Annotated in this window: 19 protein-coding genes and 1 riboswitch; of the genes, 12 read left to right on the forward strand and 7 right to left on the reverse strand. The window is 73.1% G+C overall.

Annotation, left to right across the window (positions count from 1 at the left end; all coding sequences use genetic code 11):
* Nucleotides 1–386: 386 nt before the first annotated feature.
* Nucleotides 387–595, forward strand: a riboswitch (cyclic di-AMP (ydaO/yuaA leader).
* A 3-nt stretch (nt 596–598) separates the two neighbouring features.
* Entirely contained in the window at nt 599–1084 is a 486-nt protein-coding gene (locus G6W55_RS27330) for a transglycosylase SLT domain-containing protein (RefSeq protein ID WP_030790102.1), read from the forward strand.
* Between the two features lie 26 nt (nt 1085–1110).
* Here G6W55_RS27330 and G6W55_RS27335 read toward each other — a convergent pair whose 3' ends face one another.
* Nucleotides 1111–1935 carry an HAD family hydrolase gene (locus G6W55_RS27335; protein ID WP_175523460.1) on the reverse strand — a complete coding sequence of 275 codons (825 nt, stop codon included), beginning with the start codon at nt 1933–1935 and terminating at the stop codon, nt 1111–1113.
* Nucleotides 1936–2230: 295 nt separating this feature from the next.
* Here G6W55_RS27335 and G6W55_RS27340 point away from each other — a divergent pair, with 295 nt between their 5' ends.
* The 3 genes from G6W55_RS27340 to G6W55_RS27350 all read left to right on the forward strand — a co-directional run bounded on the left by G6W55_RS27340 (nt 2231) and on the right by G6W55_RS27350 (nt 5575).
* Nucleotides 2231–3295 (forward strand): GNAT family N-acetyltransferase, encoded by a 1065-nt coding sequence (locus G6W55_RS27340; RefSeq protein ID WP_175523461.1) that lies wholly within the window; start codon nt 2231–2233, stop codon nt 3293–3295.
* A 121-nt stretch (nt 3296–3416) separates the two neighbouring features.
* A complete protein-coding gene (locus G6W55_RS27345) occupies nt 3417–4760 on the forward strand; it encodes a glycosyltransferase (protein ID WP_309243825.1) in 1344 nt (447 codons plus the stop codon).
* Entirely contained in the window at nt 4757–5575 is an 819-nt protein-coding gene (locus G6W55_RS27350; RefSeq protein ID WP_175523463.1) for a polysaccharide deacetylase family protein, read from the forward strand. The genes G6W55_RS27345 and G6W55_RS27350 overlap by 4 nt, the downstream gene beginning before the upstream one ends.
* A gap of 14 nt (nt 5576–5589) precedes the next feature.
* On the opposite strand, the gene G6W55_RS27355 is transcribed toward G6W55_RS27350, so the two are convergent.
* The 5 genes from G6W55_RS27355 to G6W55_RS27375 form a co-directional block, all read right to left on the reverse strand.
* Nucleotides 5590–6714: a glycosyl hydrolase gene (locus tag G6W55_RS27355; RefSeq protein ID WP_175523464.1), complete on the reverse strand. Its 1125-nt coding sequence runs from the start codon at nt 6712–6714 to the stop codon at nt 5590–5592.
* Entirely contained in the window at nt 6711–7136 is a 426-nt protein-coding gene (locus G6W55_RS27360) for a hypothetical protein (protein WP_175523465.1), read from the reverse strand. The genes G6W55_RS27355 and G6W55_RS27360 overlap by 4 nt, the downstream gene beginning before the upstream one ends.
* Nucleotides 7133–8956, reverse strand: a complete 1824-nt coding sequence (locus G6W55_RS27365; protein WP_175523466.1) for a glycosyltransferase — start codon at nt 8954–8956, stop codon at nt 7133–7135. Before G6W55_RS27365 ends, G6W55_RS27360 begins: the two co-directional genes overlap by 4 nt.
* 142 nt (nt 8957–9098) lie before the next feature.
* Nucleotides 9099–11612: a lipopolysaccharide biosynthesis protein gene (locus G6W55_RS27370; protein ID WP_175523467.1), complete on the reverse strand. Its 2514-nt coding sequence runs from the start codon at nt 11610–11612 to the stop codon at nt 9099–9101.
* Nucleotides 11605–12843, reverse strand: coding sequence for a DegT/DnrJ/EryC1/StrS family aminotransferase (locus G6W55_RS27375; protein WP_175523468.1), 1239 nt, complete (start codon nt 12841–12843; stop codon nt 11605–11607). The genes G6W55_RS27370 and G6W55_RS27375 overlap by 8 nt, the downstream gene beginning before the upstream one ends.
* A gap of 376 nt (nt 12844–13219) precedes the next feature.
* On the opposite strand from G6W55_RS27375, the gene fahA reads away from it, so the two are divergent.
* From fahA to G6W55_RS27415, 8 genes are all read left to right on the forward strand, one after another.
* Nucleotides 13220–14431: a fumarylacetoacetase gene (fahA, locus tag G6W55_RS27380; protein WP_175523469.1), complete on the forward strand. Its 1212-nt coding sequence runs from the start codon at nt 13220–13222 to the stop codon at nt 14429–14431.
* A gap of 248 nt (nt 14432–14679) precedes the next feature.
* Nucleotides 14680–15618, forward strand: a complete 939-nt coding sequence (locus G6W55_RS27385; protein ID WP_175523482.1) for a M56 family metallopeptidase — start codon at nt 14680–14682, stop codon at nt 15616–15618.
* Between the two features lie 141 nt (nt 15619–15759).
* Nucleotides 15760–16548 (forward strand): GntR family transcriptional regulator, encoded by a 789-nt coding sequence (locus G6W55_RS27390; protein ID WP_175523470.1) that lies wholly within the window; start codon nt 15760–15762, stop codon nt 16546–16548.
* Between the two features lie 37 nt (nt 16549–16585).
* Nucleotides 16586–16813, forward strand: a complete 228-nt coding sequence (locus G6W55_RS27395) for a ferredoxin family protein (RefSeq protein ID WP_085208013.1) — start codon at nt 16586–16588, stop codon at nt 16811–16813.
* Nucleotides 16814–16827: 14 nt separating this feature from the next.
* Nucleotides 16828–18201 carry an ABC transporter substrate-binding protein gene (locus tag G6W55_RS27400; protein ID WP_175523471.1) on the forward strand — a complete coding sequence of 458 codons (1374 nt, stop codon included), beginning with the start codon at nt 16828–16830 and terminating at the stop codon, nt 18199–18201.
* On the forward strand, nt 18198–19067 hold the full coding sequence (locus G6W55_RS27405) for an ABC transporter permease (protein WP_175523472.1): 870 nt from the start codon (nt 18198–18200) through the stop codon (nt 19065–19067). Before G6W55_RS27400 ends, G6W55_RS27405 begins: the two co-directional genes overlap by 4 nt.
* Complete coding sequence (locus G6W55_RS27410; protein WP_175523473.1) at nt 19051–19905, forward strand: ABC transporter ATP-binding protein; 855 nt, start codon at nt 19051–19053, stop codon at nt 19903–19905. Before G6W55_RS27405 ends, G6W55_RS27410 begins: the two co-directional genes overlap by 17 nt.
* The gene (locus G6W55_RS27415; protein ID WP_175523474.1) at nt 19902–22700 is read left to right on the forward strand and encodes a fumarate reductase/succinate dehydrogenase flavoprotein subunit; all 2799 of its coding nucleotides are present in this window, start codon (nt 19902–19904) and stop codon (nt 22698–22700) included. Before G6W55_RS27410 ends, G6W55_RS27415 begins: the two co-directional genes overlap by 4 nt.
* Before the next feature lie 48 nt (nt 22701–22748).
* Here the strand turns inward: G6W55_RS27415 and recQ are convergent, their stop codons facing one another.
* Nucleotides 22749–24776 carry a DNA helicase RecQ gene (recQ, locus tag G6W55_RS27420; RefSeq protein WP_175523475.1) on the reverse strand — a complete coding sequence of 676 codons (2028 nt, stop codon included), beginning with the start codon at nt 24774–24776 and terminating at the stop codon, nt 22749–22751.
* Nucleotides 24777–24986 lie beyond the last annotated feature (210 nt).

The following is a 24986-nucleotide window of genomic DNA, read 5'->3' on the forward strand; positions in this document are numbered from 1 at the left end:
GCCCTGCTCAGGGCGGGCGGTGTCGGATCACGACCGATATGTTTCTGATCAGGCGATATGAAGAGACATTCACCGCAAATCCAAGGTGGGCAATACGGGGGAATGCGGAAGCCCGGCAAGGCCGTGACCCTTTACGCAGAGCATGGGCTTATTGCCCGTTTCACCCCTCTTGTGGATGCCGGTGAGTTGGCTCACTCCCCCCGATCCGGCCCTGCGGGGCGACACCCTGCGGGTACCCCCCGACTCCTCGTGCCACTCAGGCGAGTTGAGGCTTTGCGATCACAAAGGATCAAGCACCCCATAGAGCACTGATCAAGGTCAATAGGGCCGAACTGTGAATTGGCCTCTTGTTCCGGACATGTGCTCTCGCATACGTTCCCGGCCTGTCGGGCGGAACGCCGAATCCTGCCGCCGCCCGGCACCCACCGAGAACTCATGGCAGGAGCGGGGGAACCAGGTAAGTCGCCCTACCGAAATGTCCACGAAAACGGACACAACGGTACGGCTCGGGGTGAAGTCGCGTCCGTCCGGACGCGGCCGGGCAGCTCCCGCCCGAACCCGACAGCTCACCTCGCAGGCGCCGGAGAGGAACCTCGTCATGCCCGCTGCCGCTCAGCACCGCCGTACCCGCCGCACCCGTATCGCCCGCACCCTCGCCGTGGCCGCCGCCGGCGCCGGTGTGCTCGCCCTGCCGCTGGTCGGCGCGAGCACCGCGTCCGCCGCCACCTCGGCCGGCAACACGAGCACCACCGTCGCCGGGTACCCCAACAACCTGGACGGCTGGATCCGCGAATCCCTCGCGATCATGGCCGAGAAGCGCATCCCGGGCAGCTACAACGGCATCCACCGCAACATCATCCGCGAGTCGTCGGGCAACCCGGCCGCCATCAACCTGTGGGACTCCAACGCGGCCAAGGGCACCCCGTCCAAGGGCCTGCTCCAGGTGATCGACCCGACCTTCACCGCGTACCACGTGGCCGGGACCTCGTTCGACCCGTTCGACCCGGTCGCCAACATCACCGCCGCCTGCAACTACGCGGCCGCGCGCTACGGCTCGATCGACAACGTGTTCGGCGCGTACTGAGCCGACCCCCGGATTTCGGAGGCCGGTCAGGGATAGAGACGTTCGAGGACGACGGCCACGCCGTCGTCCTCGTTCGACGTCGTCACCTCGTCGGCCAGCGCCTTCAGCTCGGGGTGCGCGTTGGCCATCGCCACGCCGTGACCGGCCCACACGAACATCGGGATGTCGTTGGGCATGTCCCCGAAGGCAACGGTCTCCTCCGGGCCCACCCCGAGGTGCTCGGCGGCCAGCGCCAGGCCCGTCGCCTTGGTGATCCCGCACGGCTGGAGCTCCACCGTGCCGGGCCCCGACATGGTGACCGTGGCGAGCGAGCCCACCACCGAGCGGGCCGTCGCCGCCAACTCGTCGTCGGACAGGGCCGGATGGCGCAGCAGCACCTTGCTGATCGGCTCGCACCACAGGTCGTCCCGGGAGGCGACCCGCAGCGCCGGCAGGGTCGGGTGCGGCATCTCGTAGCCGGGCTCGATGAGGGTGAGCCCGTCGACGCCGTCCTGGTCGACGGCCGCGTACACCTGCCCGACCTCGGCCTCGATCTTGCCGAGCGCGGTCTCGGCCAACTCCCGGTCCAGGGTGACCGACCAGAGCAGACGGTTCGCGCCGGCGTCGTACAACTGCGCGCCCTGGCCGCACACCGCGAGCCCCCTGCTGTGCAGCCGGTCGAGCAACGGCCGTACGCGGGGCGCCGGTCGGCCCGTCACGACCAGATGGCGTGCGCCGGCGGCCGCCACCCGCGCGAGCGCGTCGAGCGACCGGTCGGAGAAGGTGTCGTCGCCGCGGAGCAGCGTGCCGTCCAGGTCGGTGGCGATGAGGGAGTACGCGGTGCGCGCGGCATATGCGAGGGGTGCGGCCATGATCAGAGAATACGTATCCCGCACCCGTCGGACTCGACGCGAACCGGACGTCGGCCAAGTCCGGTCCGCTTCTGCCAACTCCCCTTCCACAGTTGACCGGAGAAGCCCACGGTGCCGGTCCAGGGCCCCGGAACCGGTTTCGGCGCATCGTCGGGTACAGACCGGTTAAAGCCTTCTGCACCGGTTGGCAACAACATGCTCCGCTACCTACCGCACGCCCGGTGTGGAGCGGTACCGTCCAGGTGTCCAGGGGGGACTTGATCGGGGGGTCAGGTTGAGCAGTGGGCGCATTCGTGTGCTGGGTCCGCGGGATCTCGGCGAGGGGGAACGGGAACGCTGGCGCGCCCTGCGGGCCGCCTCGACCGCGCCCCGCAACCCGTTCATGGAACCGGAGTTCACCGACGCCGTCGGCCTGGTGCGGCCGCGCGCTCGGGTCGCGGTGGTGTACGAGGGGCGGGAGCCGGTCGGCTTCCTGCCCCATGAGCGCGGGCGCCTCGGCCGCGGCCAGGCCCTCGCCTACGGCGTCTCCGACGCGCAGGGCGCCGTACTGGCCCCGGGCCTCGGGCTGAACGCCGACGAACTGATGCGGGCCGCCTCCCTGTCCAGCTTCGCCTTCGACAACCTGGAGGCGGAACAGGGGCTGCTGGTGCCGCACGCGGCCGCCGAGTACACCGCCTATGTCATCGACGTCGAGAAGGGCTACGAGACGTACGAGTCCGTGCTGCGGGCCCAGTCTCCGAAGTTCCTCAAGACGACCCTCGCCAAGGAGCGCAGGCTCGGCCGGCAGGTCGGGGAGCTGCGGTTCGTGTTCGACGAACGCGATCCGGCGGCGCTGCGCACGCTCATGGCGTGGAAGTCCGCCCAGTACCGCAGGACCGGGCGGCGCGACCGGTTCGCACAGCCCTGGATCACCCGGCTCGTGCACACCCTGCACGAGACGCGCGCGCCGGAGTGCTCCGGCACGCTGTCCGTCCTGTACGCCGGGGACCGGCCGATCGCCGCGCACTTCGGGCTGCGGTCGTCGACCGTGCTGGCGTGCTGGTTCCCCTCGTACGACACGGAGTTCGCGAAGTACTCGCCGGGTCTGGTGCTGCATCTGCGGATGGCGGAGGCGGCGGCCGGCGCGGGCATCGGCCTGCTCGACCTGGGGCGGGGCGCGGCCGAGTACAAGGACTCGCTGAAGACCGGGGAGATCCCCGTGTTCGAGGGGGCGTGGACGCGTCCGGGGGTGGGCGCCGCGCTCTACTGGCTCGGCCGTGAACCGTCCCGGCGGGCGCACCACTTCGTACGCAGCCGGCCGCGGCTCGCGGCGACGGCGGCCCGGGTGCTGAAGGGGGCGGGGCGGCTGCGGCGGTCGTGACGGTCGGGGCGGTGACGGTGTTCGCGAACCAGGGGGGTTCATGTTCCGTGCGAGACGTGTACATGTCCGTGTGCCCGTGAGGGTGCAGGAGGAGATCGACCGGTTCCTCGGGATCGGGGCGGTGCAGATCGCCGAACTCGAACTGGGCGGCACGGGCTCGCTGCGGCCCGGCCCCGGCAGCCCGCCCGTCACGCACGGCGAGGTGTTCGTGCTGGTCAGGCGGGGCGGTCGGCCGGTGGGCACGCTGCTCGGGCGGGTGCCCGAGGGGGCCGATCCGAAGGCGGTGCTCCTCGCCCTGGCCGCCCGCGAGCACGGCGGCGGGCCGGTCGCGAGCGTCTCCGCGCTCACGGTGCCCTCCGTCACCGTCGTCGTCGCCACCCGGGAACGGTCCGGACAGCTCGCCCACGCGCTGGACTCGCTGCTCGCCCAGGACCACCCGGACTTCGAGATCGTCGTCGTGGACAACGCGCCCGTGACGGACGCGACCCGGGACCTCGTCGCCCACAAGTACGCCGAGCGCGTGCGGTACGTGACCGAGCCCGTGCCCGGCCTCGCCGTCGCGCACAACCGGGGCGTCGCGGCGGCCCGGGGCGAGGTGATCGCCTTCACCGACGACGACGTGGTCGCCGACCCGCGCTGGCTCACCGAACTCACCGCGCCCTTCGCCGCCGACCCCGGCCTCGGCTGTGCCACCGGGCTGATCCTGCCGGCCCGGCTGCGCACCCCGGCCCAGGTGCTCCTGGAGAGCCACGGCGGTTTCGCGAAGGGCTTCACCGCCCGCACCTACGACCCGTACGACCCGCCCGCCGGGGAACCCCTCTTCCCGTTCACCGCGGGCCGCTTCGGCTCCGGCGCCAACATGGCCTTCCGTACGGCGGTGCTGCGCGAGGTGGGCGGTTTCGACCCGGCGACGGGCGCGGGCACGCTCGCGCGGGGCGGCGACGACCTGTACGGGTTCGTCCGCGTCCTCGCGCAGGGCCACCGGCTGCACTACACCCCGCGGGCCCTGGTCTGGCACCACCACCGGGAGACCTGGCGCGATCTGGAGACCCAGGCGTTCGGCTACGGCGCCGGCCTCACCGCCTATCTCACGGCGGTCCTGGTCAACCGGCCCACACTGCTGCCGGCGTTCCTGGCGCGGCTGCCGCGGGGGGCGGCGTACGCGCGGACGCTCACGGCGAGCCGGAAGGCGGAGGGCGGTTCGGCGCAGGCGGACGGCGGTTCGGCGGGGGCGGGTGTGCCCGGTGGGCACGACTCGCGCACGCATGCCTGGCCGCGGCGGCTGTCGCGGTTGCAGCGGCGGGGGATGCTGTACGGGCCGGTGGGGTATCTGCGGGCGCGGCGGGCGTTGCGGGGTGTGCCGCTGGGGAGAAGCGCCTCCGCCGCCACGGCGGTCTCCTTCGCGGGTGTCTCCGTCGACGACCCGGGTGACGGATCCGTCGGCCCCCGCGAGGAGTCCCGATGAGCGCGCATCCGGCCGCGGGCGGCTCCCGTGCCATCCCGGTGTTCCTCTATCACGCCGTGATGGAGGACCCTCCGGACTGGATCGCCGAATTCACCGTCACACCCAAGCAGTTCGGCGCGCATCTGGACGCCGTCGTCGACAGCGGCCGGACGCCCGTCACCATCAGCGCGCTCGCCGACCACCTCGCGGGGCGGGCACCGCTGCCGGCGCGGCCGGTGCTGCTCACCTTCGACGACGGCTTCGCCGACCTGCCCGGGCCGACCGCCGAGGCGCTGGCCGCGCGGGACCTGTCCGCCACCGCCTACCTCACCACCGGCGCGATCACGCCGGGCGGGCGCAGTCTGCTGCCGCCCGCGCCGATGATGACGCTCACGGAGGCGGCCCGGCTGGAGCAGTCCGGCATGGAGATCGGCAGCCACACGGTCACGCACGCCCAGCTCGACACCCTCGCGCCCCGGGAGCTGACGCACGAACTGCGCAGCTCCCGCGCGGTACTTGAGGACGCCCTGGGTCACGAGGTGCGCCATCTCGCCTACCCGCACGGCTACAACAGCGGCCGGGTGCGCCGTACGGCGGCCGCCGCCGGGTACGAGACCGCCACCGCCGTACGCCACGCGCTGAGTTCGGACCACGACGAGCACCACCGCATCGCGCGGCTGATCGTGCGGCGCGGCCATACGCTCACCGAGGTCGAGGACTGGCTCGACGGCCGGGGCGCGCGGATCGCGCCGTACCGCGACAGCGCGAAGACGGTGGCGTGGCGCTGGTACCGCAGGTCCCGCGCGGTGGTGCGCGGCCCGGTCTTCGCCGGCTGAACCACCGGACTGCGTCACCCCAGAGGCTGGTTGAGGTAGGGGTCGGAGACCGCCTCGCGCAGGCCGGCCCAGGCCCGGTCTCCGGCCACCGACAGATCGCAGTGCGGGCCGGGGTCGCGGGAGTTCCACTGGAGGGCCGCCTTGACGCCCGTCAGGCCCTTGAGGACCTCCGGCACCTCGGCGTACCACTGCGCCTGCCGTTCCGGGCGGGTGGTGTCGTTCGCGGTGCCGAACTCGGAGAGCATCAGCGGTTTGCCGTCGGAGATGTTCGCGCGTATCCAGTCGTGGGTGGCCCGTTGGGTCTGCGCGAAGGAGAGCCACCCGGTGTTGTGGCAGAGGTAGTAGTTGTACTGGTTGTAGGCGACCCAGTCGACGTAGTCGTCACCGGGGTACATGCGCTTGATCAGGTCGGCGTGACCGAGATAGCCGGTGGTGATCCATGTCCACACCACGTTGGTCACGCCCAGTTCCCGGAACCGGTCGTGGAGGTGGCGGTACGCCCTGACGTAGTCCTCGGGGGTGCCGTTGTCCGGGGTGCGGGTGTCCATCTCCAGGTCGAAGGAGAGGAAGACCTTCTCGCCGTACTCCTTGACGCGCCGGGCCTGGACGTCGATGACGGACTCGTCGAGTTCGCCGTCCGCGATCTGCTTCCAGGTGGGCTGCTGTGCCGCGGTGCCGCCCCACCACTTGCTCTCCCAGGAGAGGAGCAGCAGATGGCCGTCGGCCGCGACGCGCCGCTCCTCCTCGGTCAGCAACTGCCCTTCCAGGCGCGTCCCTTGGACCAGTGACATGTCGTGGTACGTGTACACGATGTCGAGCTTGCGGCCGATCTTTCTCTCGTAGTCGCGGACCTTGCTGGACAGGTTGTCCTTGTCGTGCGGCACGAACGCCCCGAACCAGGCCCCGCAGGGCGGTTCGAGCAGTTCCGTCGGCGCGCACGGCCCGCCCGTCGCGGGGGGCCGCGACCTGATGTCCGGCCCGTCGTCCGACCCGCCCGCCACCTTGTCGTGGAAGAGGAGTGCGGCGGTGAGGACCGCGCAGAGCAGGGCGGCGAGGGCGAGTTGGAGTCGGCGGTCCGCGGGGCGGCGGGGGCCGCGGTGCGCGTGCTCGCGGGGGGCAAAAGGGTGGGGCAACCTCACAGAGCAGTACCCTTCGCAGTCCTCGTCGGGGAGGCGCGCAGCCGCGGGCAGAACGCGGCGACGGTGGTGAGCAGCGTCAGGGTCAGCAGGACCCGCTGCGCGCTGAAGGCGTGCGTGGCGATGAACACGGTGGCGACGACCAGGACGACGGCCACGCTCAGGAAGACGGTCAGCATCAGCCGCTCCAGCAGGTCGGAGTGGCGTTCGAAGGCCGGGTCCCGGCGCTCCACGGGCCCCTCGGCGGGGCGCGCGGCGAGCGCGGGCCCGCAGATTCTGACGACGGCGGCGCCCGGTCCCGCCGCCAGGAACACGATCATCGCCGCGCCCCGCAGCGCGGAGCCGTCGGGCAGCGCGAGCGCGGAGAGAGCGAGCCAGCCGCCGAACGGGGGCACCATCCGCACCACGAGTTCCTGGGGGGTCATCGGTCTGCCTCCTTCGGCTCCGGTGTTTCCGTGCCGCTCCTGAGCGCGTACGCCGATCCCGCGCTGTTGCCCGCCACCCGCTCGAACAGCGGGGAGGCGGCGACGGACCGCTCGATGCGGTCCAACTGGCCCTTGTCGAGCAGGCCGTTCATCTCCGAGTCGGCGAACTGGCCCCGGGTGAAGAGGACATAGGCGCGGCCCGGCGCCTCCACCGACGCCATGTCGCGGGCGAGGGTGGCGGCCGGTTCGCGGACGATCCGGTCGACGTGCTCACGGGCGTCGTCGAGGAACCAGTAGTGGTCCACCCGCCAGTAATCGGCGAAGGCGAGCGGGTAGTTGCGGTCGGCGGCGACGACCAGGGAGCCGTCCGGCGCCTTGTCGATCACCTGTCGTACGAGGTCGACCTCGGCCGGCGGGAAGTAGCTGATGCGGTCCTTGCCGGAGTAGCTCGGCACGAACGCGAGCGTGCCGGCGAGGAGCGCGAGCAGCGGCAGCCAGACGAACCGGCGGGGCTCGGGCCGGGTGCCCTGTGCCTCGACGGCGGTCAGGGTGCGTGCCTGGGGCAGCAGGGCCGCCGCGGCGAAGAAGGCGGCGCCGGGCAGCATGAACATCAGCACCCGGAAGATCATCTCGCTGCCGTAGCTGCTCGCCGCGAACATCGGAAGCGGGGCCAGGGCGAGCAGCAGCAGCGGCAGGGCGCGGTGCCGCAGCACCGGCTGGCGCAGGGCGCCGACCGCGGCGAGCAGCAGCACCGAGGCCGACAGGAGCCGGGCCACCCAGGACGTCGTCACCGCTCCGGTGCCGGTGGGGGTCGCGCCGTATCCGGTCGCGACGTTGCCCCCGATGTCGCCGATGGAGCGGAGCATGTCGGGCATCGTGGCGGACAGGAAGGGCAGCGCGGCGGTGAGACACCAGGCCAGGAAGATCACGGCGGTGGTGATCAGGGGGACCTTGTCGCGGTAGTGGCGGGCGAAGAACAGGACGGCGAGCGAGACCACGAGCATGCCCGGGGTGAGCTGGTGCGAGATGACGACGGCGACGACGAGGAGGGTGAGCAGGACCGTCCAGACGGCCTGGCGAGGGCCGCCGGCCTTCCCGCTCGTACTGGTGGCGGCGCTGGTGCCGCCTGCGTATCGGCGCAGGACGATCGCGAGGATGCCGAGGTGCAGGGCGAAGGCCACGGACTGGGGCGAGAAGTAGTCCTGGCCGACCCAGTTGGCGACGGAGAAGATCCACACCGCCAGCCAGACCAGCCGCCGGTCCTCGGTGAAGGTGCGGTACATCAGCAGCAGCGGGAGCAGCAGCATCAGGCTGGAGACCAGCGGCCACCACGCCATGAACTGCGCGGCGGAGTCCACCCCGAGCAGCTTCACCAGCGCGGCCTGCGCGGCGAAGAAGCCGGGCCACTGGTCGTAGACGGCCATGTCGCCGACGACGTCCGCGCTCTGGAGCCGGCCCGCGGTCAGCAGATGGTCGATGACCGCGTCGTGCTTCCACGCCCACGCGTACAGCGGGGTCGGGTAGACCACGGCCTGGGTGGCGCGCTCCATCACCAGCAGCCCGACGACGTACGCCGGTGCCCAGGCCGGGTGGCGGTACGGTCCGCGCAGGGTGAGCCAGAAGCCGGCCGTGAGCAGCGCCAGCCCGGCCCAGAACGCCGGGTGCAGGGCGCCGACCAGGCCGAAGTCACCGAGGCCGGAGACGTCGGTGTGGGTCACCGCGTAGCCCCACAGGGCGAGCGAGGCGAGCAGTGCGGCGGCGGGCCACAGCGCGGAGGAGCGCCACGGCCGGGCGGGCGGCAGGTCGGAGAGGTCCGTCACCGGCTCACCTCCTGCCGGGCCGTGGGGCTCTTCGGTGACCGTGGTGCCGTGGCCCGGTACGGGCTCCGGTTCGGATCTCTCCGTGGGTGTGGCTGGCGGACGCACGACGGTTCCCCCCTGGCGGTTCGGCTCTGAAGCGTGATCAGTCGCGGGTGCGGGTGCGGGTGCCGGGTCTGCCGTCCACGGACGAGACGAGGGGTTCCTGCGCGGCAGGTGTCTCGGGTGGACGGTGTGGATCCCGGCCGGGCTCCGCCGACGGCTCGGCACGGTGGAGCGACAGGAGCAGGACGAGCAGGGACAGCAGAAGGAGCAGGGGCAGGGCGACGGGGGCGAGCGCCTCGCGCCCCGCCCAGCTCCCCACGGCGGCGAGGAGGACGGCCCCCCAGCGCGCCTCCCACGACAGGCGGCCGCCCATCCTCCCGGGCAACCGCTCGTCCAGCCGGGCGAGCAGCCGCCAGAACGCGACGAGCGACAGCAGCAGACAGACGGGCGGCACCCAGCGCAGCAACGGCTCGGGCCCGGGCAGGCCCAGCGTCTGCGCGAAGAAATCGGCGGTCCGGGTGGAGAACGTCCCGTGGAGGGCGGTCGGTTCCCGTCCGAACGCCACCGGTACGGCGTACAGCGCCAGGACGACGGCGGCCAGCGCGGTGCCCGGCAGCCACGGCTCCTGACGCACGGACAGGGTCACGGCGGCGACGAACAGCACGAGCAGCGCCGTACCGGCGACGAGGGCCGGAACGGGCAGCCGGGTGAGCAACTCCCGTCCCTCCAGCGGCCGGGCGAGGCTCTCCGGGACCCCGCCGAGCCACGGCAGCCCGCGCAGCGCCCAGCCGAAGGCCGCGGCGGCCGCGCCGAGCAGCACCCACAGCGCGGCGCGCAACGGCCGCTGCCACCGCTCGGACCACGGGCCGTTCCCCGCGTAGGCGGGCGCGGGTTCCCGTGATCCGGCGGCGGGCCCGCCCTGCCGCTGCGGATGCGGACTCGGCTGCGGACTCGGCCGGACGATCACCGCGAGGGTGTCCGCCTCCAGCGCCTCCCGCTCATAGCCGGGGCGCCCTATGAACAGCGCGACCGTGTCCTGATCGGCCGCCCCCCGCTCGTGCGCGGCCCGGCGGGCCCAGGTGGTGCCGTACCCGGCGGTGGCGTTGAGCCGCGCCCCGCCGGTGCCGTACGACGTCTTGGTGCCGTACGTCGTCTTGGTGTCGTACGGCGTCTCGCTGTCGTACGACGTCTCGGTGCCGGCGTCGGTCGCGGCGGGCACCCGGTCGGCCGGCACCGCCGGCACGCCGTCGCTCGCGCGCAGCGCCCTGCGCAGTCCCACCACCGACACCACGGCGATCAGCGTCATGCTCAGCAGCACCGCCCAGCCCGCGCCCGCGATCCCGGTCGAGCCGAAGAGCAGCGCCGCGCTGCCCAGCACCAGCGTGCACATGGTGCCCTGGAGCGCGGCGAGCACCCCGGTGCGGCCCTGCACCCGCAGCACCCCGATGTACAACTCGACCACGACCCGGGGCAGCGCCCCGGCGGCCAGCAGGCGCAGCACGGTGGTGCCGTGCTCGGCGTAGTCCTCGTCGAACGGGGTCAGGATCTGCGGCGCGAACAGCACCAGCACCAGCACCACCGGCACCAGCAGCAGCGTCATCCGGCGCAGCGCCCCGCGCACTCCGTCGGCGAGGTGGCGCGGGTCGTGCGAGGCGTGCGCGGTGAGCGAGGAGGCCATGTTGATGGCCATGAACTCCATGGTGCCGCCGACCGTGTAGGCCACGTAGAAGTAGCCGTTCTCGGCGGCGCTGAAGCGGACGGCGACCATCACCGGAAGCAGGTTGATCATGGCCAGGCTGAACAGGGCGCCCAGGGAGTCCCCGGCCAGGAAGCGGCCCATCTCGCGCAGCCGGGGCGGCTCCAGGTCGCGGTCGGCGGCGGCCTGGCGCGGGATCAGCCGGCGGAAGATCAGCCAGCCGAGCGGCAGGGTCGAGAACGCGATCGCGGCGGCCCAGGACACGAAGATGCCGAGCACCGGCAGCACGGTGGCGAAGACGATCAGCAGGACCAGCTTGCCGATCGAGAACACCGCGTTGCCGATCGGCACCCAGCCCGATCTGCGCAGCCCGGTCAGCACCCCGTCCTGGAGGGTGAGCAGCGCCCACGCCACACAGGCGACGACGAACGCGGCCCCCGCCAGCGGTGTGCCCAACGGTGCGTACGAGGCGCCCCACAGGTCGAGGGTGAGCAGGAAGACGACCGCGGCGACGGCCACGACCACCGAACTCGCCGCGTACGCCCGCCACACCAGCGAGCCGGTACGGCGTCCCGCGCGCGGGACGAAGCGGACGACGGCGCCGATCATCGTGGTCGCCGTGATGCTGGCGAGCAGGCGCATCGCGGCGATCGCGGCGGATCCCTGGCCGACGGCCTCCTCCGTGTAGTAGCGGGCGGCCACCAGCCAGAACCCGAGGCCCAGCACGGCGGAGACACCGGTGCTGAGCATCAGGAAGTAGGCGTTCCTGAACAGGGAGTCCGAACCGCGGCCGCCGTCGTCCGGCTCCGGGCCGGTCGTCTCCTTTCCGGCGGGCGGCGCCGGGCACCCGGGAGCCTCGATCTCGGCCTGCGTCACGGCCCGCTTCTCGGCCTGTGTCTCGGCGTGGGTCTCAGCCACGGGTCGGTCCCAGCCCTCCCGGTACCTCGGCCGGCCGTGCCTTGGACTCGTCCAGCGCCTCGACGACCTCCCGGGCCCGCAGCGGGTCCACGGGCAGGGCGTGCCGGGCGAACCAGCGGGCGCCGGCCGGATCGGGCGAGGGGTCGGTGAAACCGTCGCCCGCGTAGTCGTCCAGCGGCGGGTCGTAGAGGTACCCGACGACGATGCCCCGCCGCGCGAGCGCCGCCCGCGCCGCGTCCCGGTCCTCGACGAACAGCGGCACCCTGAACAGCGGTTGGGCGCGGACGGGACCGACCGGGCTGTGCGGTCTGGCCCAGGGCGTCGACAGCAGCCGTTCCGTGCCGGCCTGGCAGGCGGCCAGCACCGCGTCCAGCCGGTCGAGCCTGCGCCGGATGCGCCCCAGGCGCAGCGGTCCGGCGCGCAGCCGGTAGTCGTGCATGTCGACCCTGACCCAGGAGTCGTACGCGGTGAGGTCCGGGGCCGCGCCGGCGGCACGGGCCAGTTCCCCCGGGCGCAGCGGCATCCGGATCTCCTCGCGCTCCATCAGCCCGAGCAGCCGCATCGTGGCCCACGCGGCCCGCCGCAGCCGCAGCCCCCGTACGGCCGCCTCCGCGTACGGGCGGACGGTGTAGGCGAGTTCCGCGGTGAGCCGGCCGGGCAGCAGCAGGTCCTCGCAGGTCTTCTCCAGGGCGTCGCGCAGCCCCGGGTCGGCGAAGGAGAGGAAGCCCCCGGCCTTGGCGCCGACGTGCTTGGACAGGCTGAAGACGGAGGCGTCGCCCCAGGCCCCGACCGGACGGCCGCCGACCTCGCTGCCGATCGCGTGGGCGCCGTCCTCGAACAGCGGGATGCCCAGCGCGTCGCACTTGTCCCGCAGGCGCGGGGCGTCGTCCGGGTTGCCGTACAGGTTGGTGGTGAGGACCGCGGAGAGCGAGCCCCAGACCTCGTCGGGGACGGCGTCGACGTCGATCGACGCGTCCAGCGGGTTCAGCGGCGCCTGCACGGGTCTGAGGCCCGCCGCGAGCACCACGAAGAAGATCACGTCGTCGTTGACCGGCGACATCAGTACCCGTCCGCCGGGCGGGCACCAGTGGCGCAGGGCCACGAACAGCCCGAATCTGCACGACGGTACGTACACGCACTGCCGGCCGAGTCTGCCGCGCATGGTCTCTTCCAGCCGATCCGGCCGTGCACCACGACGCGCCGACCCGAGGCCGGCCTCCCCAATGGCCATCCGCCCCCCAGGTGTGCCGTGGGACAGCCCCCTCCCCGAGGCGGTCCGGCACCCGCTCAGAGTGTCCCTGTTCGCACCGCTCCGTCAAGATTGCGGGCCATTTCGAGGGCGACTTCCGGTAGGCGTACGGAAGCGGAGAGCCAGCGCCGACGGCCCCGCGGCGGGCCCGGAAACCCGCCGCTTCCGGTCCGCCCCGTGCCACTTCGCCGAGGTCGGACGTAACGTGTGCCGCGGCCCGGCGCACCGGCCCGGCCGGCGCAGCACACCCCGCACCACCCCCAGCACGACCCGCACCACCCCATGCAGTACGAAAGAACGTACGAAGCAACGTACGAGCGAGCGCGCGTACCGGCGCACGAAAGAGAGGCAGCACCCCATGCCCCCCTTCGACCTCCCCGAGGGCGACCCCTTCGGCCCGCACAACCTTCCGTACGGCGTCTTCTCCCTGCCCGGCGCCTCGGAGCGGACCGTCGGCGTCCGGCTCGGCGACCAGGTCCTCGACGCGGCCGCGGCGGCCCGCGCGCTGGGCTCGCCGCACGCCGCGCTCCTCGCGCGCCCCACGCTCAACCCCCTGCTGGCGGCGGGCCGTACGACCTGGTCGGAGGTACGGCGGTCGCTGACGGAGGCGGTGACCGACCCCGCGCACCGCGCCACCGTCGAACCCTTCTTCCACCCCCTGTCGGCCGTGACCCTGCATCTGCCCTTCGAGGTCGCCGACTACGTCGACTTCTACTCCTCCGAGCATCACGCCCGGAACGCCGGCGCGATCTTCCGCCCCGACGGCGGCGACACCCTGCTGCCCAACTGGAAGCATCTGCCGATCGGTTACCACGGCCGCGCCGGCACGGTCGTCGTCTCCGGCACGGAGATCGTGCGGCCCTCGGGGCAGCGCAAGGCGCCCACCGACGCGGCGCCCGTCTTCGGCCCGTCCGTACGGCTCGACATCGAGGCCGAGGTCGGCTTCGTCGTCGGCGTCCCCTCGGCGCACGGCACACCGGTCGCGCTGGGCGACTTCCGTGAGCACGTCTTCGGGCTCACCCTGCTCAACGACTGGTCGGCCCGCGACATCCAGGCGTGGGAGTACGTCCCGCTCGGCCCGTTCCTCGCCAAGTCCTTCGCCACCTCGGTCTCGGCGTGGATCACCCCGCTGGAGGCCCTGGAGGACGCCCGGGTGACGCCGCCCGAGCGCACCCACCCGCTGCTGCCGTACCTGGACGACGCGGCCACCGAGCCCGCCGGCTACGACCTGCGCATCTCCGTCGCCCTCAACGGTCATGTCGTCTCCGAGCCGCCCTTCTCCTCCATGTACTGGACGGCCGCCCAGCAGCTCGCCCACATGACGGTCAACGGCGCCTCCCTGCGCACCGGCGACCTGTACGGGTCGGGCACGGTCAGCGGCCCGCACGAGCACGAGCGCGGCTCCCTCCTGGAGCTGACCTGGAACGGCCGCGACCCGCTCGAACTCCCCGACGGCAAGCGCGCGTTCCTGGAGGACGGCGATGTCGTCACCCTGTCGGCCTGGGCCCCGGGACCGGGCGGGGTGCGCGTCGGCCTGGGCGAGGTGAGCGGACGGATCACGGCGGGCTGACACCGCCGACGGCACCGGCGGCTGGGCTGGTGGCGGCACCGGGCGGGGGGACGCCGCTCCCGTGCCGTCCCGCACGGCGATGCGACAGCCTGCTGTCAGCGGGCTGACTCCGGCCGGGCCCGCCGTCATACTGGCGGCGGGCCCGGTCCTCGTGCCGGTCCCGCCGCCCGCCGGCACCGGCACGCGATCCCGGCGTGCGGACCCGTAACTTCGTCCTCGCCCGCCGACCAGGATCCGGAGCCCCCGGCATGACCGTCTGCCTGCTCCTGCTGAGCGTCGTCGCCCTGACGGCCGCCGTGCCGGTCCCGCGCGCGCTGACCCGGGCCGCCTGGCCGGAACGGGAGCCGGTGGTCGGGCTGTGGGTGTGGCAGTGCCTGGTCGCCACGGTCCTGCTGTGCTGTCTGACCGCGCTGGTGCTGGGCGCCGCCGCCGTCTTCCACACCGTCCGCACGCGGGTGTTCGCCCCGGCGCCGCCCGCCGTGACGGAGGCGTACGGCCTCTCCGCGAACTCCCCCTGGGCCGTGGCCCTGACCCTGGCGCTGGCCTGCGGGGCCGCCTGGACGACGGCGATGCTGGCCCGCGAACTGGTCGAGGCCCGCCGTCGGCGCGTTCTGGCCCGTACCCACCTGCGGGAACGCGCCCCCGACCTGCCGGGCGGACTGCCGTCCGGCCGGGGCCCGCTGCTGGTGCTGGAGGACGAGTACCCCGACGCCTGGTGGATGCCCGGCCATCCGCCCCGGCTCATCGTGACCACCGGCGCCCTGCACCGCCTGACCTCCCACCAGGTGGACGCCGTCCTCACCCATGAGCGGGGCCATGCCCGCGCCCACCACGACTGGCTGCTCCACCTGTCCACCGCCCTCGCCACCGGCTTCCCCCGGGTTCCGCTCTTCGCCCACTTCTGCGAGCAGACCCACCGTCTGGTCGAACTCGCCGCGGACGACACCGCGTCGCGGCGCTGCGGTCACCTGACCACCGCGCTCGCCCTGATCGAGCTGAACCAGCACCGGGGCGTCCTGTCCTGCGCCTCCAGCCACCGGCTCCTCGGCGAACGGGTCGACCGGCTCCTCCAGCCGTCCCCGCGCCTGCCGCGCCGTCACCGCGCCCTGACGACGACGGCGGCCGCGCTGGTCCCGCTGCTGCCCCTGCTGATCACCTTCGCGCCGGGTCTGACCGCCCTCACCTGAGGCCCGCCAGAGTCGCCAGGCGGTGGCAGATGTCACCCAAGCGACCGGAAAACCCCAGGTCAACCGCCCACCTGACGCCTCAGGGACTGGCGCAACACTTCCGCAACACCACTATCCCTACCGGATAGATATGGTCCGTCCATGCCGCCCACCGACCGCATCCGCGACCACGCCGGACAAGGCGCGACCACCGTCGCCGCCCACCGCGCGCGGCGCCGGCTGCGTGCCGACGCGGCCCGTCAGCTCGCCGATCTGCTCCGCCGCCAACTGCTCACCGGCGGCTTCCCGGACGGCACGCTCCCCCATGAGTCGACCCTCGCCGCCGAGTACCGGGCCTCCCGCAACACCGTGCGCCAGGCCCTCGACCTGCTGCGTGCCGAAGGGCTGGTGGAACGGCTGCCCGGCGTCGGCACCGTGGTGGTCGCCGAGAAGTACCCGCACGGCCTGGACCGGCTGATGGGGCTCGCGGAGACCCTGCGCGAACACGGCCGTGTCACCAACGAGGTCCGCACCATGGGCCCCGTCGCCGCGCCCGCCCCGGTCGCCGACCGCCTCCGGGTGCCCGCCGGGTCCGACGTCCTCTACATCGAACGGCTGCGCCGCCTCAACGGCCTGCCCCTCTCCCTCGACCTCACCTACATCCCGCTCGACATCGGTGCCGCCCTGCTCGGCGCCGATCTGGAGAACAACGACGTCTTCCGCCTCCTGGAGGCCCTCACCGGCCAGGGCCTCGGCCACGCCGAGATCACCTTGGAGGCGGTGAACGCGGACGCCAACTCCGCCGCCGTGCTCGAAGCGCCGCGCGGCGCCGCCGTCCTCATGCTGGAACGCCTCACCCACCTCGCCGACGGCCGCCCCGTCGACCTGGAGTTCATCCGCTTCCGCGGCGACCGCATCTCGATGAGCGGCCTCCTGCACCGCTCCCTCTGATTCCACCCGCGTCGTCGGGACTTTCCTGGAGACAGCCATGGCCTTGGTGCCCCAGCGGGCCGACGTGCCCGTGACCATCGACGAGTCGAAGTGCATCGACGGCTGCACGCTCTGTGTGGACATGTGCCCGCTGGACTCCCTCGCCATCGACGAGAGCAACGGCAAGGCGTACATGCACGTCGACGAGTGCTGGTACTGCGGCCCGTGCGCGGCCCGCTGTCCCACCGGAGCCGTCACGGTCAACATGCCCTACCTGCTCCGGTGAAAGGCCCGAACCCCATGAAACTCCTCGTCGAACGCCCCGTGAAACGCCAGACGCTCACCGCCGCCGGTGCGGCCGCCCTGCTCCTCCTGCCGCTCACCGCCTGCGGCGGCAGCGCCGAGGCCGGTGACGGCTCCACGGTCACCGTGACCGTCGGCTACCAGTCCAAGACCATCAACACCGTCACGGCCGGCACCCTCCTGCGCTCCCTCGGCTACTTCGAGAAACAGCTCGGCGCCCTGGGCGACGGCGTCACGTACAAGGTGGACTGGCAGGACTACGCCACCGGCGCCCCGATCACCGCGCAGATGACCGCCGGGAAGATCGACATCGGCTCGATGGGCGACTTCCCGCTGCTCATCAACGCCGCCCGCGGCAAGCAGCTCGGCAAGCCCACCCACCTGGTCTCGGTCACCGGCTACAACCTGCGCGGCGGCCTCAACACCATCGTCACCGCGCCGGGCTCCGAGCTGACGTCCCTCAAGGACCTGAAGGGCAAGAAGGTGTCCACGAGCGTCGGTTCGGCGGCCGACGGCACCCTCGTCCGCGCCCTCCAGCGCGCCGGCATCGACCCCGTCGACGGCATCGAGAAACTCAACCAGCAGCCCGCCGTGGGTGCTTCCGCGCTGTCCGCCGGAAGCGCCGACGCGCTCTCGCAGTTCGTCGCCTGGCCCGGCCTGCTCGCCTTCCAGGGCAAGGCGAAGGCCCTGTACGACGGCGCCCAGTTGGACCTGCCGACCTTCCACGGCGTCACCGCCCGCGAGGACTTCGCGACGAAGCGCCCCGCCGTCCTGGAGGCGTTCCTCAAGGCCCAGGCGCAGGCCACCGCCTATCTCGACGAGCACCCGGTGGCCGCCGCCGAGAGCGTCGCGAAGGCGACCGGCCTGCCCGCCGAGGTCGTCTACCTCTACAACGGCGCGCACGGCATCTCCACCTTCGACCCCACCGTCAAGCCCCAACTGGTCGCCGCCCTCAAGGAGGACGTGTCCGTCCTCAAGGCGGCGAAGCTCACCGGCGACATCGACGTGGACGCGTTCGTCGACGACCGGTACGTGAAGCGGGCGCTCGGCGCGTCGTACGCCGAGCGGCTCGCCGCCACGCCCCCGCCGGCCGCGAGCGAGGTGTGGCCGAAGGGCGCCACCGAGACCCGGACCTTCACCACCCCCGCCGGTCTGCTCGCCCATGTCGCCGGACACGAGGACGGCATCCGCGCCGCGTACGTCCCCGACGCCACCACCGGCACCCTGTGGTTCGCCGACCGGGCCGTCTGGGTCGCCGACGGCGAGAACCTGCTGCCGTTCGTCGCCCCGGCCACCGCGCGGGCGTACGTCGACACCCACGGCGGCGCGCGCGTCGTCACGTACGCCGACGCGCTGGAGCTGGCGTCATGAGCCGGTACGCGCTGCGCGCCGCCTCCGTGGCCGCCGCGCTCGGCCTGTGGCAGCTCCTGACCGGTCTGGACGTCGACCTCTGGCTGCGCTTCTCGCAATTCCCCACCGTCGCCGACATCGCCCGTGCCTTCGCCGGCCGGCTGGCCGGTGACGACTACTGGACCGACCTCACCGACAGCCTGACCCGGATCCTCACCGGCTTCCTGCTCGCCGCCGTCCTCGGGGTGGCCACCGGCGTGCTGGTGGCGCGCTCGCGGCTCGCCGAGGATCTGCTCGGCACGGTCCTGGAAGTGGTCCGTCCCGTCCCCGCCATCGCGCTGGTGCCCGTCGCGATCCTCCTCTTCCCCTCCAACGAACAAGGCATCGTCTTCATCACCTTCACCGCCGCCTTCTTCCCGGTGCTGGTCTCGACCCGGCACGCGGTCCGCGCGCTGAACCCCGTCTGGGAGGAGGCCGTGAGCACGCTCGGCGGCGGCCGGTGGCGGATCCTCGGCTCGGTCGTCCTGCCGGGCGCGCTGCCCGGCATCTTCGGCGGCCTGTCCGTGGGCATCGGCGTGTCGTGGATCTGTGTGATCTCCGCCGAGATGATCTCCGGCCAGTACGGCGTCGGCTACCGCACCTGGCAGGACTACACCGTCGTCGACTACCCCGGTGTGTTCGTCGGCATGGTCACCATCGGCGTCCTCGGCTGGCTCACCTCCACGGCGGTGGAACTCCTCGGCCGCCGCCTCACCCACTGGCTGCCGCGCACCTCCTACGTCCCCGGCCCCCGCGCCCCGCGCCGGGCGCCCGGTGCCGCCGTCCCCTCCCCCGCACCGGCCGGCTCCGCGCCGGAGAAGGGCGTCCCCCATGACCAGCTCGTCTGACGTCCACCCGGCCGAGGCCCGCCCCACCGGCACCAGCACCGGCACCGGCGCGGCCGAGGCGGCCGGTGACCGCCCGCCGTCCCGGCCCGGCGCGCGTCTCACGCTGCGCGGCGCCACGCTCGGCCGCCCCGGCGCACCCGTACTGCACGACGTCGACCTCGACGTGGCCCCCGGCGAGATCCTCACCGTCGTCGGCCCGTCCGGCTGCGGCAAGTCCACCCTGCTGCGCACCCTGGCCGGACTGCTGGCGCCGCTCGCCGGGGAGGTCACCCAGGACGCGCGGGCGCTGACCGGGCCCGGCGCCGACCGTGCGCTGGTCTTCCAGGAGGACGCGCTGCTGCCCTGGCGCACCCTGCGGGCGAACGTCGAACTCCCGCTCGCCATCCGCCGGCTGCCGCGCGCCGAACGCCGCGCCCAGGCCGAGTCATGGCTGTCCCGGGTCGGACTCGCCGAGCACACGCGGAGGTTGCCGCACCGTGTCTCCGGTGGCCAGCGCCAGCGCGCCCAGCTCGCCCGCGCCCTGGCGGGAGCGCCCCGCGCCGTCCTCATGGACGAACCCTTCGGCGCCCTCGACCCACAGACCCGGGCCGGCATGCAGGACCTGCTGGTCGAGGTGTTGCGCGGGACCGGCGCGACCGTCGTGTTCGTCACCCACGACGTGGACGAGGCCCTGTTCCTCGGCGACCGCGTCGCCCTCCTCGGCGCGGGCCGACTCACCGCCGTACGGGACGTGCCGCGGCCGCGGGAGCGCGGTGCGCACGACGATCCCGCGCGGGTGGCGCTACGGCGCGACGTCCTGACCTCACCGGGCACGAGCCTTGGAGACCCGGGCACATGAAGACCGACCGTTCGCGCACCGAGCATCCGAAAGGCACCCCGGTGGACACCCCCCTCCCGATCCCCGCGCTCGGCGACGCCGAGGAGCTGACCTGCGACGTGCTCGTCATCGGCGGCGGCACCGCCGGCACGATGGCGGCCCTGACCGCCGCCGAGCACGGTGCGGACGTGCTGCTCCTGGAGAAGGCCCACGTCCGGCACTCGGGCGCGCTCGCCATGGGCATGGACGGCGTCAACAACGCGGTCGTCCCCGGCCGCGCCGAGCCCGACGACTACGTCGCCGAGATCACCCGCGCCAACGACGGCATCGTCGACCAGTCCACCGTCCGCCAGACCGCCACCCGGGGCTTCGCCATGGTGCAGCGGCTGGAGTCGTACGGCGTGAAGTTCGAGAAGGACGAGCACGGCGAGTACGCGGTCCGCCAGGTGCACCGCTCCGGCTCGTACGTGCTGCCGATGCCGGAGGGCAAGGACGTCAAGAAGGTCCTCTACCGGCAGTTGCGGCGGCGGGAGATGCGGGAGCGGATCCGCATCGAGAACCGGGTGATGCCGGTACGGGTGCTGACCGCCGGGGGGCGGGCCGTGGGCGCGGCGGGCTTCCACACGCGCACGGGCGCCTTCGTCACCGTCCGCGCGGGTGCCGTGATCCTCGCGACCGGCGCCTGCGGCCGCCTGGGGCTGCCCGCCTCCGGCTACCTGTACGGCACGTACGAGAACCCCACCAACGCCGGTGACGGCTACGCGATGGCCTACCACGCGGGCGCCGAACTGACCGGCATCGAGTGCTTCCAGATCAACCCGCTGATCAAGGACTACAACGGCCCGGCCTGCGCGTACGTCGCCAACCCGTTCGGCGGCTACCAGGTCAACCGGCACGGTGAGCGCTTCGTCGACTCCGACTACTGGTCGGGCCAGATGATGGCGGAGTTCGCCGCCGAGGTCGCCTCCGACCGGGGCCCGGTCTACCTGAAGCTGAGCCATCTCCCGGAGGAGTCGGTCTCCGCCCTGGAGTCGATCCTGCACTCCACCGAACGCCCCACGCGCGGCACCTTCCACTCCGGCCGCGGGCACGACTACCGCACCCACGACATCGAGATGCACATCTCCGAGATCGGCCTGTGCGGCGGCCACTCCGCCTCGGGCGTACGGGTCGACGACCACGCCCGGACGACCGTCCCCCGGCTGTACGCGGCCGGGGACCTGGCCTGTGTCCCGCACAACTACATGATCGGCGCGTTCGTCTTCGGCGAGCTGGCCGGCGCCGACGCGGCACGGTACGCGCCGTACGCCGGTGAGCTGCCGGCCGAGCAGCTCCGGGAGGCGCACGAGCTGATCTACCACCCGCTGCGCCATCCGCAGGGCCCGCCGCAGCCCCAGGTCGAGTACAAGCTGCGCCGCTTCGTGAACGACTACGTGGCTCCGCCGAAGTCCGGTGCGCGGCTGTCCCTCGCCCTGGAGGCGTTCGAGCGGATGCGCGACGACATCGCGGCGATGGGCGCCACCACCGCGCACGAGCTGATGCGGTGTGCGGAGGTCACTTTCATCCGCGACTGCGCGGAGATGGCCGCGCGCGCCTCCCTGGCCCGCACGGAGTCCCGCTGGGGCCTCTACCACGACCGTCTCGACCATCCGGCGCGCGACGACGCGTCCTGGTTCCACCACCTCGATCTGCACAAGTCCCCCTCCGGTGCGATGGAGTTCACGGCCCGTCCCGTGGCTCCCTATCTGGTTCCGGTGGACGAGTTCGCCCCCGTCGGCGGCCCGTCCCGGCGGCTCGGGGAGGTCCACCCCGAGGACGTGGCGACCGCCGGATCGCGGGACCTGGCCCCGGTGGCCTCGGGACCGACATCCGTGCAAGCCGCGGTTCCCGCCCGCACCGACAGCCCGCGCACGGACACCTCCCCTCGCCTCCTCGAACTGCTCACCCTCGCCGAGGAGGAACCCGAACTCGCCCTCGTCGAGCCGTACTTGACCGACCCCGACCCCGCGGTGCGGCGGACCGCGGTGGCCGTCCTCACCGAGACCCTGCCGCCCGGCACCGGGCAGGCCCTGGCCGGTGCGCTCACCGACCCCGACGGCGAGGTGCGCGCGGCGGCGGCCGCCTCGCTGCGCGAGCTGGTGGAGACCCTCCCGCCCGAGCCCGCCCTGCGGGACGCCCTGGCGGCCGCGCTCGCCGAGCCCGACCCGGTCGTGCGCGCCGCCGCCCTCGATGTGCTGCGCGCCCTGCGCCTGGGCGACGCCGTGCTGTTCGCCGGTCCGCTGGACGATCCGGACGTCACCGTCCGGATCGAGGCGGTCCGCGCGCTGGTGTCGGTCGACGCGGTCGAACCGCTGGCCGGGGCCGCGGACGACGCCTCCCGGGAAGTCCGGGTGAGCGTGGCCAAGGCCCTGGCCGCGGTCGCCTCGGCGGCGCTCGCGCCGGGCGCCCGGGAGCTGCTCTCGGGCGCCCTGGACCGGCTCGGCGAGGACCCGGACGCGCTGGTCCGCGGTGCCGCCCTCGGCGCGCTGGCCTCGGCCGGCTGCCCGGCGCCGCTCGCCCGGCGGGCCGTCGCCGCGCTCACCGACCCGGCCTGGCAGGTCCGGGTCGGCGCCGCCACCGCGCTGTCCGTCGCGGACCCCGGCACGGCCGTCCCGGTCCTCGCCAAGGCGCTGGCCGACACGAACGCCGACGTCCGCAAGGCCGCCGTCCTGGCGCTCACCCGGCATCGCGCCGCCGGCGACGCCCGCGCCGCGCTGGCCACGGCGACGACGGACTCGGACGCGGACGTCAGGGCGTACGCGAGCCGGGCGCTGTGAGACGGGCGCGGTGAGGCGCGCTCAGCGGGTCTCGCCTCATGGCCGGCCCTATATCCAGTCCTCGGGCTCCGGCTCCGCGTCCATCTCCGGCCAGTGGTCCTCGGCTCCCCCGGCGGCGCCGGTCGCCGAGGCCGCCTCAGCGGGCGCCGCCCCCGGCGCGTCCCCGAGCCCGGCCAGCACCGCCAGCACGCCCTCCCCGTAGGTCGCGAGCTTCTTCTCGCCGACCCCGCCGATCCCGCCGAGCTGGGCCACCGAGGTGGGCCAGGCCGTGGCGATCTCCCGGAGGGTGGCGTCGTGGAAGATGACGTACGCCGGGACGCCCTGCTCACGGGCCTGTTCGGCGCGCCAGGCGCGCAGGGCCTCGAACGCCGGGAGCAGTTCCGCGGGCAGCTCGGCCACCGCGGCCTTGGTCTTGCCCCGGCCGGAGGACGAGGAGCCGGACGCCTTGGACGCCGCCGGCCGCTTGGGCTCCTTGCGCAGCGGGACCTCCCGCTCGCGCCGCAGCACCTCGCCGCTGGCCTCGGTCAGCACCAGCGTGCCGTACTCGCCCTCGACCGCGAGCAGCCCCTGGGCCAGCAACTGCCGTACGACGCCGCGCCATTCGCCCTCTTCGAGGTCCTGGCCGATGCCGAACACGGAGAGCTGGTCGTGGTCGAACTGGATCACCTTGGCGGTGCGCCGCCCGAGCAGGATGTCGACGATCTGGACGGCGCCGAACTTCTGCCCGCGCTCCCGCTGGAGCCGTACGACGGTCGACAGCACCTTCTGGGCGGCGATGGTGCCGTCCCAGGTCTGCGGGGGTGTGAGGCAGGTGTCGCAGTTGCCGCAGCCGGCCGGGTCGGGTTCCTGGCCGAAGTAGGCGAGGAGCTGGCCCCGGCGGCAGCGGGCGGTCTCGCACAGCGCGAGCATCGAGTCCAGGTGCGCGGCGGACCGCCGCCGGAACGCCTCGTCGCCGTCACCGGTCTGGATCAGCTTGCGCTGCTGGATGACGTCGTTGAGGCCGTAGGCCATCCAGGCCGTGGAGGGCAGTCCGTCCCGGCCCGCGCGGCCGGTCTCCTGGTAGTAGCCCTCGATCGACTTGGGCAGGTCGAGATGGGCGACGAACCGCACGTCGGGTTTGTCGATGCCCATGCCGAAGGCGATGGTCGCGCAGACGATCAGGCCGTCCTCGCGCAGGAAGCGGGACTGGTGGGCGGCGCGGGTGCCCGCGTCGAGGCCCGCGTGGTAGGGCACGGCCTCCACGCCGTTGCGGGAGAGGAACTCGGCGGTCTTCTCCACGGAGTTGCGCGAGAGGCAGTACACGATGCCCGCGTCGCCCGCGTGCTCCTCCCGCAGGAAGCTCAGCAACTGCTTCTTGGGGTCGGCCTTGGGCACGATCCGGTACTGGATGTTGGGCCGGTCGAAGCTGGCCACGAAGTGCCGGGCGGCCGGCATGCCGAGCCGCTGGGTGATCTCCTGGTGCGTGGCGTGCGTGGCCGTGGCCGTGAGGGCGATCCTCGGGACGTCGGGCCAGCGCTCGCCGAGCACGGACAGGGTGAGGTAGTCGGGGCGGAAGTCGTGGCCCCACTGGGACACGCAGTGCGCCTCGTCGATGGCGAAGACGGAGATCTTGCCGCGGGAGAGCAGGTCCAGCGTGGAGTCCAGGCGCAGCCGCTCCGGCGCCAGGTAGAGCAGGTCCAGCTCGCCGGAGAGGAACTCGGCCTCGACCGTGCGCCGCTCGTCGAAGTCCTGGGTGGAGTTGACGAACCCGGCGCGCACGCCGAGCGCCCGCAGGGCGTCCACCTGGTCCTGCATGAGGGCGATCAGCGGCGAGACGACGATGCCCGTACCCGGTCTGACCAGGGCGGGGATCTGGTAGCAGAGCGATTTGCCGCCGCCGGTCGGCATGAGGACGACGGCGTCCCCGCCGGCCACCACGTGCTCGATGACGGCCTGCTGTTCGCCGCGGAAGGTCTCGTAGCCGAAGACCCGGTGCAGCGTGGCCAGCGCCTCGCTCTCCGTCGGCCCCGGTGTCCCGGTGGTTCCGGTGATCCCGGTGGTCCCTGTCATGTCGTCGATCCCGCCCGTCCCTCGCATCGTCCCGTCCCCCGTGCGTCGTCTCCCGACCACTGCCTCCACGATAGGGGTCCGCGCCGACAGCGCCGGAGTTATCCACAGACCCGATCCGGTCACCCTGTGCACAGATCCCGTCACCCGGACATGAGAAGGGGCCCGGCCCCCTCCCAGGGACCGGGCCCGCCTCTCGGGCTCCGCGCGGATCCGCGCACAAGCAGCCCTCAGCGCACA

Origin of the sequence: Streptomyces sp. CAI-85 (assembly GCF_013363615.1) — a bacterium.
Classification (GTDB): Bacteria; Actinomycetota; Actinomycetes; order Streptomycetales; family Streptomycetaceae; genus Streptomyces; species Streptomyces antibioticus_B.

Bases quoted from the DNA above. Each gene is read 5' to 3' on its own strand.
- G6W55_RS27410 (WP_175523473.1), top strand. From the start codon at position 19,051: ATGACCAGCTCGTCTGACGTCCACCCGGCCGAGGCCCGCCCCACCGGC.
- G6W55_RS27360 (WP_175523465.1), bottom strand. From the start codon at position 7,136: ATGACCCCCCAGGAACTCGTGGTGCGGATGGTGCCCCCGTTCGGCGGC.
- G6W55_RS27400 (WP_175523471.1), top strand. From the start codon at position 16,828: ATGAAACTCCTCGTCGAACGCCCCGTGAAACGCCAGACGCTCACCGCC.
- G6W55_RS27375 (WP_175523468.1), bottom strand. From the start codon at position 12,843: ATGGCCATTGGGGAGGCCGGCCTCGGGTCGGCGCGTCGTGGTGCACGG.
- G6W55_RS27390 (WP_175523470.1), top strand. From the start codon at position 15,760: ATGCCGCCCACCGACCGCATCCGCGACCACGCCGGACAAGGCGCGACC.
- G6W55_RS27415 (WP_175523474.1), top strand. From the start codon at position 19,902: ATGAAGACCGACCGTTCGCGCACCGAGCATCCGAAAGGCACCCCGGTG.
- recQ (WP_175523475.1), bottom strand. From the start codon at position 24,776: ATGCGAGGGACGGGCGGGATCGACGACATGACAGGGACCACCGGGATC.
- G6W55_RS27395 (WP_085208013.1), top strand. From the start codon at position 16,586: ATGGCCTTGGTGCCCCAGCGGGCCGACGTGCCCGTGACCATCGACGAG.
- G6W55_RS27385 (WP_175523482.1), top strand. From the start codon at position 14,680: ATGACCGTCTGCCTGCTCCTGCTGAGCGTCGTCGCCCTGACGGCCGCC.
- G6W55_RS27405 (WP_175523472.1), top strand. From the start codon at position 18,198: ATGAGCCGGTACGCGCTGCGCGCCGCCTCCGTGGCCGCCGCGCTCGGC.
- fahA (WP_175523469.1), top strand. From the start codon at position 13,220: ATGCCCCCCTTCGACCTCCCCGAGGGCGACCCCTTCGGCCCGCACAAC.
- G6W55_RS27335 (WP_175523460.1), bottom strand. From the start codon at position 1,935: ATGGCCGCACCCCTCGCATATGCCGCGCGCACCGCGTACTCCCTCATC.
- G6W55_RS27330 (WP_030790102.1), top strand. From the start codon at position 599: ATGCCCGCTGCCGCTCAGCACCGCCGTACCCGCCGCACCCGTATCGCC.
- G6W55_RS27350 (WP_175523463.1), top strand. From the start codon at position 4,757: ATGAGCGCGCATCCGGCCGCGGGCGGCTCCCGTGCCATCCCGGTGTTC.